This window comes from Methylobacterium sp. DB0501, assembly GCF_011043735.1.
Lineage (GTDB): Bacteria > Pseudomonadota > Alphaproteobacteria > Rhizobiales > Beijerinckiaceae > Methylobacterium > Methylobacterium alsaeris.
Genome location: NZ_JAAKGV010000019.1, coordinates 142,221 through 155,844, shown reverse-complemented (window position 1 = coordinate 155,844; position 13,624 = coordinate 142,221). Strand labels below are relative to the sequence as shown.

The window sequence follows — 13,624 nt, the reverse complement described above, 5'->3', positions numbered from 1 at the left end:
GCCACATTCAGGGCTTGCGCGAGCGCTCCTCGCGAATCGCCTCGTCGTGGTAGCCGCCGCTCGCCGGCATGATCTCGGGGGCGCGCTCCCGCGAGGCGGGGCCGGGCACCGCCCAGTCGTGGCGGCCGCCGCGGCTGCGGCCGCCGGCCGGAAAGGCGTAGATCTTCGCGGAGATGCGCGGGCTGGTGGTGCTCATGAGCGGGCCTCCCGTGAGGGCCGCGCCGGCTGGCGACGGCCTCTGAGATCGTAACGAAGTGTGCCTGGAGACTACGCGGCTTGACCACGAAAAAATCAGCCGTTGTCTAAAATTAGTGCATGCTCGCGCTTGCACCGGCGCTCGGATTGGCGGGTGTGGCGCGCGATGAGGCGTCCTGGCGCCCTGGCGCGCAACCGGGCACCGCGGCCTCTTTCCCTCCGGGGAGGCCTGACCCAGGGGCGTCCGATGCCCCGCCGGGTACCGGAAACGCGCCGTTCCGGCGATCGTTCCGCCCGTCCGGGCGAGGTTGGCACGGGACCTGCAAGCGAGGGGATGCCGCTGGCGGGTGATGGGCGCCGACGAGGAAGCCGGGCTCCATCGGAACCTGAAGAGAGACGCGAGATGACCAAATACAAGCTCGAGTACATTTGGCTTGACGGCTATGCGCCGACCCCGAACCTTCGCGGCAAGACCCAGATCAAGGCCTTCGACAGCTTCCCGACCCTCGAGCAGCTCCCGCTCTGGGGCTTCGACGGCAGCTCGACCAAGCAGGCCGAGGGCAGCTCCTCGGATTGCGTGCTCAAGCCCGTGCGCCACTTCCCCGACCCGGCCCGCACCAACGGCATCCTGGTCCTGTGCGAAGTCATGATGCCGGACGGCAAGACCCCGCACCCGTCGAACAAGCGCGCCACCATCCTGGATGACGAAGGCGCCTGGTTCGGCTTCGAGCAGGAATATTTCTTCTACAAGAACGGCCGCCCGCTCGGCTTCCCCGAGACCGGCTATCCGGCGCCGCAGGGCCCGTACTATACCGGCGTCGGCTACGCGAATGTCGGCTCGGTCGCCCGCCAGATCGTCGAGGAGCATCTCGACCTCTGCCTCGCCGCCGGCATCAACCACGAGGGCATCAACGCCGAGGTGGCGAAGGGCCAGTGGGAGTTCCAGATCTTCGGCAAGGGCTCCAAGCGGGCCGCCGACGAGATGTGGATGGCGCGCTACCTGATGCAGCGCCTGTGCGAGAAGTACGAGATCGACATCGAGTACCACTGCAAGCCGCTCGGCGACACCGACTGGAACGGCTCGGGCATGCACGCCAACTTCTCGACCGCCTACATGCGCGAAGTCGGCGGCAAGGAGTATTTCGAGAAGCTGATGAAGGCCTTCGGGGATGCCCGTGAGGACCACATCGCCGTCTACGGCCCGGACAACCACATGCGGCTGACCGGCAAGCACGAGACTGCCTCGATCCACACCTTCAGCTGGGGCGTGGCCGACCGCGGCGCCTCGATCCGGGTGCCCCACAGCTTCGTCAACAACGGCTACAAGGGCTACCTCGAGGATCGCCGCCCGAACTCGATGGGCGACCCCTACCAGATCGCCTCGCAGATCCTGAAGACGATCTCGACCGTCCCGACCGAGGTCTCGGCCGCGGCCTGAGGCGCATCGGTGAGAGCGTGAGCGGCGCGGGCCGAGGGGCCCGCGCCGTTTTTCGTTGTCGTGCTCAGATGATGCTGCCGGCACGGACCGCCCGCTGCCACCGCGTCATCCTGCGGCCGCGCAGCGGAGCCCGGGATCCGTCTCTAAGGCAGACTTGCGTTGGCAGGCCAATGCGTCGTCGGCTTAAATTCTTTTTTTGTTGCAGATTTTTGCCGCGAAACCGGCAACCGTTCTTACGAAATCGGCTTGGATCGGCGCTCCGCGGTCCGAGCTACCGCAGCCGAATTTCATCCGCCTGGAAGGCTCGGCACTCCTGAATCGTGACTTCGCCGAGCCACCGGCGGGGATTGCCGCACATCCAGCACGAGCATGGGGTCGGTGTCCGGGACCAAGAGGAGAGAACGGCCTGGGGCGAAAGCCGCCGGCCGGTCGCTCCGCCGTGATAATCCTCGCGAGCCTTCATCAGCCGCGCACGGTGATGCCGACGCACCCCACGATGGTACTTCTCCAAGAGAGCCCCTGATGCAGGCTCTGACCCCGAGCGCTCCTGCGCTCTATTCGAGGGGATCAGAGCCGAAGCATCTCTCTCCCGGAGTATCGGTCTGGCATGCGAAGCATGACGTCATTGTCGCACGGCACAGCGCCTTGGTCATCCCGGAATGTCCTCGCGCGGTGGAGGGATCCGATCGCCTCGCGTATCAGGATGAGGTCGCAAGCGGGGTGAGCCCGGCCGTCATACCCTGCGTCACGGGCTGAAGATCAACGTCAGGTACGTCAGAAACACCACCAGGTGCACGGCGCCCTCCAGTACCGTCGTGCCCTGGCGCGAGAAGGTGATGACGCTCAGAAGCAGCGTCATGGCGAGCACCGCCATCTGGGCCGGCGGCAGGCCCAGCACCACCCGCTGGCCCGAGATGAGCCCGATGACGAGCACCGCCGGCACGGTGAGGCCGACCGTCGAGGTGACGGCGCCGAGGCACAGGTTGATCGCGCGCTGGAGCTGGTCGCGGCGGATCGCCTTGAGCGCGCTGATGCCTTCCGGGGTGAACACGATGGCGGCGATGATGACGCCGCCGAGGGCCGAGGGCGCGCCGAGGGCCGCGATCCCGTGGTCGAGGATCGCCGCCAGGCTCTTCGACAGGAGCACGATCGGCAGCAGGCTCGCCAGCAGCAGGCCGGAATGGCGCAGGATCGCCCCGGTGCCGGCATCCGGATGGACGCGCGCCGCCTCCGGCGCGAGGGCGCCGGGCTTGACGAAATCGGTGAAGAAGTCGCTGTGGCGCCCGGTCTGCAGCATCAGGAAGATGCCGTAGAGCACCACCGTCAGGATCGAGAAGGCGACCGCCTGGATCACCGTGAGCGAGCCGTCGGGGGTCGATAGGGTGAAGTTCGGGATGATGAGCGCGATGGTGGTGAGCGGGATGATCGCCGCCAGATAGGCGCCGGCGCCGTCGAGGTTGTAGTTCTGGCGGTGGTGACGCAGGCCGCCGAGGATCAGCCCGACCCCGACGAGGCCGTTCATCACGATCATGATGACGGCGAACATCGTGTCGCGCCCGAGCGTCGGGGCGGCCTTGGCGCCCAGCATCACGGCGGCGACCAGCGCCACCTCGATGATCACGATCGACAGCGTGAGGATCAGGGTGCCGTAGGGCTCGCCGAGGCGGTCGGCCAGCTCCTCGGCCTCGTGCACGACCCCGAAGGCCGACCACAGGATGACGGAGAAGAGCCAGGCGAACAGCCCGGCCGCCGCGAGCGGCGCCCCGAGCTCCCCGAGCCAGCCCCCGCCGAACACCGCGAAGGCCGCCACCGTCGCCCACGCCACCGCCAACCGCACGACCATCGTCACCTCGCTCCTCGGAACCGCCCCGCTTGTGTCAAGGGGCGGGCGAGGGGGCAAGGGAAACGATCGGAAACCGAAAGAAGCGTCGGAGACACACGGGCGAGGCGGGATCAACCCCCGTGGGCGAAGGCCCAGTACAGCTCCCGCGCCTTCCGGAAGAGCGGCCCGGGGGCGAAGGTCCGGTCGTCGAGGGCGGTCACCGGCACGACCTTGGCGAAGTTGCCGACCGAGAACACCTCGTCGGCGCCCATCAGGTCGTCGACGGTGAGGGTCTTCTCCACCACGGTGATTCCCGCGTCGCGCAGGAGCGCGATCACCCGGCCGCGGGTGATGCCGGCCAGGAAGGTGCCGTTCGGCACCGGCGTGTAGACCACGCCGTCGCGCGCCATCAGCACGTTGGCGGTGGCGAACTCGGCGACGTTGCCGAGCGCGTCGCGCATCAGGGCGTTGCCGAAGCCGCGGGAGGCGGCCTCCGCGATGGCCCGCGAGCTGTTGGGGTAGAGGCAGCCGGCCTTGGCGTCGAGCGGCGCGGCGTCCGGGGTCGGGCGCCGGAACGGCGACAGGGTGGCGGTGAAGCCGGTCGGCGGCGGCATCGGCGCCTCGTAGAGGCACAGGCACCAGGCGGTCGAGGCCGGGTCCATCCGCACCGCGCCGCCGAGGCCCCCTTCGGCCCAGTACATCGGCCGGATGTAGAGTGCGGCGTCGGGGGCGAAGCGCGCCAGCCCGTCGCGCACCAGTTCGGCCCAGCTTCCTTCCGACACCACCGGCTCCAGGCCGAAGGACGCGGCCGAGCGGTTGATCCGCGCGAGGTGGAGGTCGAGGTCCGGGGTCACGCCCTCGAAGGCGCGGGCCCCGTCGAACACGGTCGAGGCGAGCCAGGCGGCATGGGTGCGCGGCCCCATCATCCGCACGTTGCCCGGGTGCCAGGCGCCCTCGAAATAGGTCCAGGTGTCGTTGTGGTGCGTGGTATCGTTCGCCGTCGTCTCGGCCATCGCTCTCGTCCCGCCCGTCGGTCCCCGCATGATGGCGCGGCCAAGTCGCACCTGTCCATGTGCCGCGCCCGTCCAAGGGCCGCGTCCGAGGCATGGGCGAAGCGCTTCGGGGGACGACGGGGAGGGGGCGTCAGGCGACGTCGAAATCCTCCGGGCGCCCCGCCACCAGTTCGAGGGTGCGGATCACCGCCATGCCGATACGGTCAGCGTCGAACATCCCGTCGGCCGTCGCGGGCTCGATCCCGACCGGGCCGACCTGCCCGCCGGGCCCGTCGATCACGACCTGGTAGATGTCGCCGCGCGAGCCCGAGCGGTCGCGCACCAGCGACACGGCATAGAGCCCGACCTCGCCGTAGGTCTTGACGTATCGCGCCGTGCCGGCGGCGCGGTGCGCCCTCGTCTCGTTACCCCAAGCCTTGGCTTTGGCCTTGGCCCGGGCCGCGCGCTGGAAATCCGGACGGATGACGTTGTCCATCTGCCTCTCCCGCTGGTTGCCGCTGACGATGCGGTGGCTGACCTTCCCCGGTCCGGGCGATCGGCGCCGGCTTCAAGGGCCGGCGGCACGGGTTCGCCGCGGTGCGTTTCCTCGCGGTGGCCCGGTCCGCTGGTCGATGCCGGCCGAGCTTCACCCCGCATTCTGTTATTGCATGGCCGGATTGCGTGCGGATTGCGCCGAATGTTTCGAGTCGCCATGCGACGCCGCCCGCGGCGGGAGGCCGGGGCGGCGGGAGAGGTGCGAGGAGGGGAGGGCGTCCCGTCGTCGTGGCGGCGCCGGCCCGGATCGCCCGGATCTCTCGGCCGGATTACGGTTTCGTCACGCGGCGCCGGTCGGCGAGGTGGCAGACGACGATCGCGGAGCAGAGCACCGGGGCGACCGGCGGATGGGGGCCGCCGTCCCGGCCCGGGACATCCTGCAAGTGCGGCGGTCCGAAGAAGATCGTCGTCATCCCCGCCTCCGTGATCCGCGGCCAGGTCCGCACGAGCGTCGCGACGGCGATCCGTCGCCGACCGACCGTGACCGATCGTTGCCGGAGATCACACGACACCGTCGCGACGATCGGCGTAACCTCGCCGATGGACGTAGGCTCGGGGCCCGATCGGAGCGGGATCCCAGTCCGCCGGGCCCTCGCGGCGACGGTGCGGATTCCCGAAAGGCGACGCTGAAACCCCGCCTTTCGCGGTGGCGTTAGCGCTTGCATCAGGAGGTGCTTCCTGAGGCGCTTCCCGCTCTGCGCTCCCCCGTCGACAGTCAGGTATCCCATGTCCGGTCTCCTCCATCGCCGACTCGCACTTGCCGCCCTCGCCTCCGCCGTGGCGATCCCCTCCCTCGTCACGGCGGCCTTCGCGCAGCAGCAGCAGGGCGGCCCGACCGCGGCGGCCAGCGGCAATTCCGGCGCCCGGATGGGCGAGGCCGAGGCCAAGTACGCCGCCGACACCCTCGCGGCCGGCTCGGCCTCCCTCGCGGCGAGCCGCGTCGCGCTGCAGAAGGCTTCCGACGAGGACGTCAAGCAGTTCGCGCGCTTCGAGGTCGCCGAGCAGGAGACCATCGCCGACGTGCTCAAGGCGATGCGCGATCCCTCGCAGGCCGTCAGCGGACAGGTGAAGCCGCCGGCCGAGCCCGAGGTCACCGGCCAGCTCGATCCGAAGGGCAAGGCGATGCTGGACAAGCTCGACCGGGACAAGTCCGGCAAGGCCTTCGACCGCGAGTACGTCCGCGGCCAGATCGAAGGTCACCAGGCGCTCCTGAAGATCCAGGAGGCCTATCTCGCCACCGGGCGGGACCGCGAGACTCTCGGCGTCGCCAAGCTCGCCCGCGGCCAGATCCGCGAGCATCTGGCGCTGCTCTCCGACATTGAGAAGGACTTGAAGGATTGACGTGACGGCGCCCTCGGACGGCGACGTCCGGGGGCGCCCGTGACGACGATTGGGGGAGATCGGACGGCGTCTCGCGAAAGCCCGACCTGAACGGCCGGCGGTCCCGAAGCCGAAGCCCTCCGCGGCATTCAGGGCTCCGCTGCGCGGCCCCGGAATGACACGGAGGGTGGCATGTCCGTCGGAGCGAGCCCGCAGACTGACGGCGCGCGGGAAAGACCGGCGGCGATCTCGCCCGATCGCCGCTACGGCGAGCCGTCACGACCTCCGTCCGGCCGTCAGCCCTCCCCAGCCCCGCCCATCATCCGCTGCATCTGGGAGAGCTGCGAGATGTGCAGCTGGATCAGCGGGATCGCCCCCCGGGCGACGCGGCGCAGGGCCGGGTCCTCGCCGCTCTGGGCGTAGGTGCCGTGGATCGCCAGGGCCTCGCGGTGGCCCTGGAGCGAGGCGTCGACGAAGGCGGCGTCGTATTGCGGACCGCCCTGGAGGCCGGAGAGCTGCGCCTGGATCTGCGCCTTCTGCTGGTCCGAGGTCATTCCCCCGAGGGCTCCGCTGCCCGGGGCTCCACCGCCCCCGGGAGCGCCGAGCACCCCGCCGACGGTGCCGACCGCGGCGCCGGCCACGCCGCCCGCCACCGCCAGCGGCGCAGCCACCAGGCCGCCGACGAGGCCCCCGGGGCCGGGCTGGCCGCCGCCGACAGGCACCGCGACGCGGCCGCCGGTGACCCTGTCGATCGTGTTGGCGAGGTTGACCTGCTCGGTCACTTCCGCGCGGGCGAAGCGCTTGACCTGCGGGCTGCCGGTCTTGGCATAGGCGTCTCGTGCGGTGTTCTCGAGGAAGAGGCCGCCCTTCGTCGCCATCGCCAGGTAGACGGGCGTTGGCATCGCGCCGGCCGCGATCGGCTGGGCGATGGCGGTGCGGGTGATCGCGAGGGCCGCGGTGGCGGACAGCATGCTGACCAGGACGTCGCGACGATGCATGGATGTGGCTCCGGTGAGGACACGCATCCCGGCGCTCGCGGGCCTAGATGCTCTGGGGGAGTAATTTTCTCACCCGACGGACGTTCCGGCCCGCTCCTCGTGGTTCCGCAATCGCGGCACTATCGCGCAGTCGATCGGATCCTTGCCGGCGCTCACGCCTTGCGCGGCCAGGCCTCCGCCGTCTTGCGCCGCGTCCAGCGCCGCCACGGCCGGCTCATCAGGACGAAGGCCAGCACCACGCCGGCCGCGTACCAGGCGTGCAGGCTCACGTAGCCGCCCTCCGGCGTCCAGGCGAAGCCGCCGAGGAAGATGTAGCTCACCGCCGCCGCCAGGGTCCGGAACGCGAGCAGCCAGGGATGCTGGAGGAGCGGGTCGTCGCCGGCGATGGCGAGCCCGAGCCCGGTCAGGGCGAACAGCACGCCGCCGAGCGGCAGGCCGAGGAGGAGCGAGAGGACGGCGCGCAGGAAAAGTCCCGGCCAGTCGCGGCGGGTGCGGGTGGGGGCTGCGGTCACGGTCGGGTGCGGCATGCGGCTTTCGGCGCTGGCGGGGCCGCGCGACGCGGCCGGGACGGGACAAGCCACCAGCGTGTAGCGCAATCCGCGTCCCGGTCTCCAGGGTGTCGCGCGGTCAGTCGGGCGACCGGGGCCGGTTCGCGCACGCCCGGCGTATCCCGGTAGAAACCGGCCACCGTGCAGGCGAGGCCGGTCGAGGGGATCGCAAGGTCGTCGTCGAGCCCGGTCAGTACCCGGAACGTCCGACCTCCGGCGGTCTGGACATGGACCGTCACGTGGACGCGCTCCCGTTCGGCGACGACGACGGCCCCGAAGGGGCCTGCGCCCGGGAGAGCCTAACTTATCACGTCGATCAGCGCCGCCGCCCACCGGCGTCAGGTCCTCGTCGGTGCTCGAGACCGCCTCAGGTCAGGAAGCAGGCCCTGCCGGTGAACCGCCTGCTCCCGACCACCTCGTAGTCCACCGCCGCTGCGTCGGGTTCAGGTCTCCAGCTCGCTGTCCCAGTACAGGTAGTCGATCCAGGTGTGGTGGTACTGGCGGTGGTCGAATTCCGGCTGGCGGCGGTGCAGCTCGTGGCGGCTCGGCCGGCGCGGCTCGTTGAGGAGGGGCATCTCGGCCTCCTCGGGGGTGCGGTTGGCCTTGCGCAGGTTGCACGGGCTGCAGGCGGCGACGACGTTCTCCCAGCTCGAGAGCCCGCCGCGGGAGCGCGGGACCACGTGGTCGAAGGTCAGGCCGCCGGAGGGCAGGCGCAGGCCGCAATACTGGCACGAGAACGTGTCGCGCAGGTAGATGTTGTAGCGCGTGAAGGCGGGGCTGCGCGCCATCGCCACGTAGCTCTTGAGCGCCACCACGCTCGGCACTCGGAGCGACCGGCTGGGCGAGCGCGCCTCGACGTCGTAGCTCGCCACCAGGGTGACGCGGTCGAGGAACAGGGCCGTGAACGCATCCTTCCACGACCACAGCGAGAGCGGATTGTACGAGAGCGGCCGGTAATCCGCGTTGAGCACGAGGGTTTGAAGGTCCAGCATCATCCTGCCCTGGCGACGGGCCGACCGCGGCGAGGGGGGCCGGCACGGTGCCGGTCCTCGCGTTGCTCGCCAGGAGAGGAGATGGGGACCATCGCCTATCCTCCGAGCCGGTCGGGAAGAGTGGGGGAAAGCGTAGGGGGACATGGCGGATGCCCGCCACGGCCGCCCGGGAAGCGGACGCCGTGGGGCGCGGCCGGGATGCGATCCGGGCGCCGTCTGGGCTGCTGATGGCGGACGATCATCGGGATCCTCCTGCAGCAGAGCGAAATGGCCGTGTCCATCGGGGCTTAGTCTAATAGCAGCATGACAGGGTTGTGAAGGTTTCAGTTCGGGGCGTCTCGTCACGCCCCACACGAATCCGAAAGGCCGCAGGAATCCGCCGCCGGCATCGCGGGCGTTGCCGCGGAGCCTGGATCGTCGCCCCTCGGATTTTCACTCCCGGATCTCCGCTCCCGGATTTTCGCCCCATTGATCCGCGATTGCGCGGTGCACCTCGTTTGCCGCGTGCGATCTGCCCGTGCGGTCCTCCCCCGCGGTTTCCCCCCGCGGGCGGATGACCTAGGTAGACCGCTCGAACCGACCCCCATCGCGAGGACGGCCGGCCGCTCGGCCGGGACGTCCCGCCATGCCTCCGTCGGGTCGCCGGGAGACGAGACCGATACGCGGGTGAGAAGGATTGCGCATGAGACAGCTCCGCCGATGGACGATCGCCCCGGTCGCCGCCCTGTTGGTCGCCCTGCTGAGCCCCGGGCTCGCGGCGGCGCAGGGACCTGCGGCGAAACCGGCCGCGGTCGCCCAGGCGCCGGCCGGCAAAGGTGACGCCAAGGCTGACGCCAAGGGAGAGGCGAAGCCGGCCCAGCCCGCCGCGGCCGAGGCGCCCAAGGAGCCCGCCAAGGAGCCCGCCAAGCCCCCGCCGCAGACCCCGATCTCCGAGCAGATCAAGCAGATCCGCGCCCAGCTCGACGCCGAGAAGGCCGACCTCGACCAGCGCGAGCAGGCCCTGACCCATCGCGAGCTGAACAAGGACGACCTCGCCATGCTGCGCGAGGGCATCCCGCCGGTGGCCGACCGCCTGCGCCAGGTCGTCGAGCAGCTCGGGCCCCGGCTCGAGGCGGCCAAGGAGCGGCTGAACCAGCTCGGGCCGAAGCCCAAGGAGCCCGAGGGCGCCGACGTGGCCCAGGAGCGGGCCCAGCGCGAGGCCAGCGTCGCCGAGATCGACGACACCCTGCGGCTCGCCCGCTCGCTCCTGGTCCAGAGCGAGCAGATCACCGACCAGATCAGCAACCGCCGCCGCGCCGCCTTCACCCGCGCCCTGTTCGAGCGCACCGACGGCCTGGTGAGCCCGAACCTGTGGCTGCGCGCCGCCGGCGACCTCGACCGCGACGTCCGGGCACTGAAGAGCTCGGTCGACGATTCCGTGGCCCAGGTCCAGCGCCGGGGCACGCCGCTCAACCTGTTCCTGCTCGCGCTCGCGATCGGCGTGTCGGTGGCACTCTATATCGGGCGCCGGCACATCGCCCCGCGGGTCGGGCACCGCTCGTCCCGGGAGGCGCAGCCGACCCGCTACGCCCGGGTGCTGGCGGCCTGGCGGGTCTTCCTCGTCGGCGCGGTGCCGGCGGTGCTCGGCAGCTTCCTCGTCGGCTACACCCTCGACGTCACCGGGCTCCTGCCGCTGCGCCTGCTGCCGGCGGCCCACCGCATCGTCGCCTCGCTCGCCTTCGTGGCGGTGGTCGAGGCGATGGCCGATGCGCTGCTCTCGCCCGACCGTCCGGCCTGGCGCCTCGTCGCGATGACCGACGCCACCGCCGAGCGGCTCAACCGCCTCATCATCGCCATCGCCTCGGTGATCGCCGTCGGCCGCACCATCGAGGGGCTGAACGAGGGCATCTCGGTCAGCCTGCCGATCACCATCGTCACCAAGGGCGTGTTCGCCGCGGTGGTCGCCGTGGTGATGGCCGAGGGGCTGCGCCGGTTCGCGGCGCGCGCCGAGACCGACGAGGCCTGCCTCGGCCCCTACATCGCCGCCGAATCCACCGCCGGCATCGGGGGTCCGCTGCGCATCCTCGGCTGGATCGTGGTGGCGGCGATCGGGATCGCGGCCCTCGTCGGCTACATCGCCCTGTCGTCGTTCCTCATCGACCAGCTGATGTGGACCGCCATCGCGGCGGCGCTCCTCTACCTGGCGATCTCGAGCATCGACGCGGTGGTCGCTTCCGCCCTCCAGGACGAGTCGCGCATCGCCACGGCGCTCCAGGCCAATACGGGCCTGCGCAAGCGCTCGCTCAACCAGATCGCGGTGCTGATCTCGGGCTTCGTCCGGGTGGTGCTCCTCACCGCCGCCGGGGTGCTGCTGCTGGCCTCCTGGGGCGTCGATTCGACCGACATCTTCTCCTGGGCGCAGGCCGCGTTCTTCGGCTTCACCGTCGGCGGGGTGACGATCTCGCTCTCGACGATCGCGCTCGCGATCGGGCTGTTCACGCTGGGCCTCCTCATCACCAAGGCGGTGCAGCGCTGGCTCGAGAACACCTACCTGCCGGCGACCGACCTCGATCCCGGCCTGCGCAACTCGATCTCGACGGTGAGCGGCTATGTCGGCTTCCTGCTCACCCTGGCGCTGGCCTTCTCGTATCTGGGCCTGAGCCTCGAGAAGCTGACCATCGTGGCCGGCGCCCTGTCGGTCGGTATCGGTTTCGGCCTGCAATCGATCGTCAACAACTTCGTCTCGGGCCTGCTGCTGCTCTGGGAGCGGCCGATCCGGGTCGGCGACCTCGTGGTGATCGGCGACAACGAGGGCTATGTCCGCCGCATCAGCGTGCGCTCGACCGAGATCCAGACCTTCGACCGCTCGGCCGTGATCGTGCCGAACTCGAACCTGATCTCCGGCGTGGTGAAGAACCGGGTGCGCGGCGACCGCACCGGCCGGGTCACCATCACCGTCAGCGTCCTGCGCAACCAGGACCCGGTCCACGCCGCCGAGCTGATCGCCGGATGCGCCAAGGCCCATCCGGACGTGCTCAAGGAGCCGCCGCCCCGGGTGGTGTTCCGCAAGATCGGCGATCCCTTCCTCGAATTCGAGCTGATCGCGATGATCGCGGACGTCGGCTCGCAGGCGAAGGTGCAGAGCGACCTCAACTTTGCGGTGTTCAGGACCTTGTCGGAGGAGGGTCTCATCCCCAATCTCGGACCCGGATCGAGCATCGTCACGGTTCAGGGGTTGGACGCGATGCAGGACGCCATGGGGCAGATCGCCCGCATGACCGCGCCTGGCGCCTTCCGGCCCGAGACCCGCGCCGAGCCCGAGGCCGAGCGTCGCCGAACCGCCGAGACCGTGCCGTGACACTCCCCCCCGCTGCGCTGAGGCGCCTCGCCGTTCTGGCCCTGCCGCTCTCGCTCGCCGCCTGCGCGGCGACCGAGGCGACGCGGGCGCCGGTCGGCGCCGCGGGACCGAGCCTGTACTGGCCGATGGCGGCGACGGGCGCGCAGATCGACGCGGCGGCGGCCCACGACATGATCGCCGCCTATCGCCGCAACAAGGGATTGCCGCCGCTCGCCCTCGATCCCGGCCTCCAGCGCCTCGCCGAGACCGAGACCGCCGCCATGGCCGCCGCCGGCCGCCCGAGCCAGGCCGACATCGTCAAGACGGTCGCGGCCCGGATGGGCTACCCGGACCCGGCCGCCAACCTCTCGGCCGGCTACCACACCCTGGCCGAGGCTTTTTCCGGGTGGCGCGAGAGCCCGGCGCACAACGCCGTGATGCTCGATCCGACGGCGACCCGGATGGGGATCGCGACGGCCTACGCGCCGGGGTCGAAGTACAAGGTGTACTGGGCCTTGCTGGTGGCGAAGTAGCAGCCCGTCAGCTCCAGCGGACCGGCCGGGTGAAATCGCAGGTCCGCCGCGCCAGGGCGGTGAGGGTGTGGACGAGGGTCGCGGCTTCGTCGCCGCGGAACATCATCACGTAGGTCATGGCCGGCAGGGCCGGATCGCTCTCGACGAGGCGCAGGTCGCCCCGCTCCACCAGCCCCTTGAGGCAGTGGCGCGGCTGGTAGCTGATCCCGACCGCCGCGACCGTCAGCCCGACGAGGGCGATCATGCTGTTGCTCCGGATCATGCGGGCCGGGGTGACGCCGCGCTGCTTCAGCCACTTGTCGAAGAACAAGCCCGAGCCCGACCGGTCGCCCTGGATCAGCACCGGCAGGCGCATCAGGGCGTCGAGGGGGATGGCCTGCCGCTCGTGCAGGAGAAGCGGGCTGCACATCCAGGCATTCTCGACCCGGGCGAGCGGCACCGAGAGATAGCCCGGCTGCCAGAACACATCCGGCACGACGATGAAGTCGAGCTCGCCGGAGGCGAGCAGCGCCAGCAGGTTGACGCTCTGCTCCACCTCCGGCTCCAGGGTGATCCGGGCGTAGGAGGCGCGCAGCTCCGCCACGAAGGCCGGCAGCCAGGTGAGGGCGGTCAGTTCCGTCACGCCGAAGCGCAGGCGGCGCAGCGACGGCGTCTCGCCTTCCCCGAGGGCGATCAGCCGATCGCGTAAGGCCAGCATCTCCTCGCCCATGGCCAGCACCGCCTCGCCCCGCGGCGTGAGACGCGCCCCGCGCTGGCGCCGGTCGAAGAGTTCGGCGCCGAGGGCGGCCTCGAGGTCGCGGATCCGCTTCGAGATCGCCGATTGCGTGGTGTTCAGCCGCTCCGCCGCCCGCTCGAAGCTGCCGAGGGCCACGGCCCAGCGCAGGGCATCGAGTTGCTTGAGCGTCGGCACGGCCC

Annotated in this window: 13 protein-coding genes; 4 read left to right on the top strand and 9 right to left on the bottom strand. The window is 70.6% G+C overall.

The genetic code is table 11. The features are described from left to right. Positions 1-7: 7 nt before the first annotated feature. The gene (locus G4G93_RS25455) at positions 8-196 is read right to left on the bottom strand and encodes a DUF2735 domain-containing protein (RefSeq protein WP_165088589.1); all 189 of its coding nucleotides are present in this window, start codon (positions 194-196) and stop codon (positions 8-10) included. A gap of 402 nt (positions 197-598) precedes the next feature. Between G4G93_RS25455 and G4G93_RS25450 the strand changes: the two genes are divergently transcribed. Continuing rightward, a complete protein-coding gene (locus G4G93_RS25450; RefSeq protein WP_165088586.1) occupies positions 599-1,633 on the top strand; it encodes a glutamine synthetase beta-grasp domain-containing protein in 1,035 nt (344 codons plus the stop codon). A 745-nt stretch (positions 1,634-2,378) separates the two neighbouring features. Here G4G93_RS25450 and G4G93_RS25445 read toward each other — a convergent pair. The 4 genes from G4G93_RS25445 to G4G93_RS25430 form a co-directional block, all read right to left on the bottom strand. After that, the gene (locus G4G93_RS25445; protein ID WP_206290017.1) at positions 2,379-3,476 is read right to left on the bottom strand and encodes a calcium:proton antiporter; all 1,098 of its coding nucleotides are present in this window, start codon (positions 3,474-3,476) and stop codon (positions 2,379-2,381) included. Between the two features lie 110 nt (positions 3,477-3,586). Further along, positions 3,587-4,468 carry a branched-chain amino acid aminotransferase gene (locus G4G93_RS25440; RefSeq protein WP_165088580.1) on the bottom strand — a complete coding sequence of 294 codons (882 nt, stop codon included), beginning with the start codon at positions 4,466-4,468 and terminating at the stop codon, positions 3,587-3,589. A 130-nt stretch (positions 4,469-4,598) separates the two neighbouring features. Further along, positions 4,599-4,943 (bottom strand): hypothetical protein, encoded by a 345-nt coding sequence (locus G4G93_RS25435; protein WP_165088578.1) that lies wholly within the window; start codon positions 4,941-4,943, stop codon positions 4,599-4,601. Positions 4,944-5,271: 328 nt separating this feature from the next. Then, positions 5,272-5,415 carry a hypothetical protein gene (locus G4G93_RS25430; RefSeq protein WP_165088575.1) on the bottom strand — a complete coding sequence of 48 codons (144 nt, stop codon included), beginning with the start codon at positions 5,413-5,415 and terminating at the stop codon, positions 5,272-5,274. A gap of 313 nt (positions 5,416-5,728) precedes the next feature. On the opposite strand from G4G93_RS25430, the gene G4G93_RS25425 reads away from it, so the two are divergent. Continuing rightward, a complete protein-coding gene (locus G4G93_RS25425) occupies positions 5,729-6,343 on the top strand; it encodes a DUF4142 domain-containing protein (RefSeq protein ID WP_165088572.1) in 615 nt (204 codons plus the stop codon). A 275-nt stretch (positions 6,344-6,618) separates the two neighbouring features. Here G4G93_RS25425 and G4G93_RS25420 read toward each other — a convergent pair whose 3' ends face one another. From G4G93_RS25420 to G4G93_RS25410, 3 genes are all read right to left on the bottom strand, one after another. Further along, positions 6,619-7,320 carry a DUF4142 domain-containing protein gene (locus tag G4G93_RS25420; protein WP_165088570.1) on the bottom strand — a complete coding sequence of 234 codons (702 nt, stop codon included), beginning with the start codon at positions 7,318-7,320 and terminating at the stop codon, positions 6,619-6,621. A gap of 152 nt (positions 7,321-7,472) precedes the next feature. After that, complete coding sequence (locus tag G4G93_RS25415) at positions 7,473-7,847, bottom strand: hypothetical protein (protein WP_165088567.1); 375 nt, start codon at positions 7,845-7,847, stop codon at positions 7,473-7,475. Between the two features lie 464 nt (positions 7,848-8,311). Further along, the gene (locus G4G93_RS25410; RefSeq protein ID WP_048431169.1) at positions 8,312-8,860 is read right to left on the bottom strand and encodes an HNH endonuclease; all 549 of its coding nucleotides are present in this window, start codon (positions 8,858-8,860) and stop codon (positions 8,312-8,314) included. 682 nt (positions 8,861-9,542) lie between these two features. Here G4G93_RS25410 and G4G93_RS36085 point away from each other — a divergent pair. Together G4G93_RS36085 and G4G93_RS36080 are read left to right on the top strand one after the other, a co-directional pair. Beyond that, positions 9,543-12,197 (top strand): DUF3772 domain-containing protein, encoded by a 2,655-nt coding sequence (locus G4G93_RS36085; protein ID WP_165088564.1) that lies wholly within the window; start codon positions 9,543-9,545, stop codon positions 12,195-12,197. Further along, the gene (locus G4G93_RS36080) at positions 12,194-12,709 is read left to right on the top strand and encodes a CAP domain-containing protein (protein WP_312892264.1); all 516 of its coding nucleotides are present in this window, start codon (positions 12,194-12,196) and stop codon (positions 12,707-12,709) included. The genes G4G93_RS36085 and G4G93_RS36080 overlap by 4 nt, the downstream gene beginning before the upstream one ends. Before the next feature lie 7 nt (positions 12,710-12,716). On the opposite strand, the gene G4G93_RS25395 is transcribed toward G4G93_RS36080, so the two are convergent. Continuing rightward, positions 12,717-13,619: a LysR family transcriptional regulator gene (locus G4G93_RS25395; RefSeq protein ID WP_165088559.1), complete on the bottom strand. Its 903-nt coding sequence runs from the start codon at positions 13,617-13,619 to the stop codon at positions 12,717-12,719. Positions 13,620-13,624 lie beyond the last annotated feature (5 nt).

Bases quoted from the DNA above. Each gene is read 5' to 3' on its own strand.
- G4G93_RS25455 (WP_165088589.1), bottom strand. From the start codon at position 196: ATGAGCACCACCAGCCCGCGCATCTCCGCGAAGATCTACGCCTTTCCG.
- G4G93_RS25450 (WP_165088586.1), top strand. From the start codon at position 599: ATGACCAAATACAAGCTCGAGTACATTTGGCTTGACGGCTATGCGCCG.
- G4G93_RS25445 (WP_206290017.1), bottom strand. From the start codon at position 3,476: ATGGTCGTGCGGTTGGCGGTGGCGTGGGCGACGGTGGCGGCCTTCGCG.
- G4G93_RS25440 (WP_165088580.1), bottom strand. From the start codon at position 4,468: ATGGCCGAGACGACGGCGAACGATACCACGCACCACAACGACACCTGG.
- G4G93_RS25435 (WP_165088578.1), bottom strand. From the start codon at position 4,943: ATGGACAACGTCATCCGTCCGGATTTCCAGCGCGCGGCCCGGGCCAAG.
- G4G93_RS25430 (WP_165088575.1), bottom strand. From the start codon at position 5,415: ATGACGACGATCTTCTTCGGACCGCCGCACTTGCAGGATGTCCCGGGC.
- G4G93_RS25425 (WP_165088572.1), top strand. From the start codon at position 5,729: ATGTCCGGTCTCCTCCATCGCCGACTCGCACTTGCCGCCCTCGCCTCC.
- G4G93_RS25420 (WP_165088570.1), bottom strand. From the start codon at position 7,320: ATGCATCGTCGCGACGTCCTGGTCAGCATGCTGTCCGCCACCGCGGCC.
- G4G93_RS25415 (WP_165088567.1), bottom strand. From the start codon at position 7,847: ATGCCGCACCCGACCGTGACCGCAGCCCCCACCCGCACCCGCCGCGAC.
- G4G93_RS25410 (WP_048431169.1), bottom strand. From the start codon at position 8,860: ATGCTGGACCTTCAAACCCTCGTGCTCAACGCGGATTACCGGCCGCTC.
- G4G93_RS36085 (WP_165088564.1), top strand. From the start codon at position 9,543: ATGAGACAGCTCCGCCGATGGACGATCGCCCCGGTCGCCGCCCTGTTG.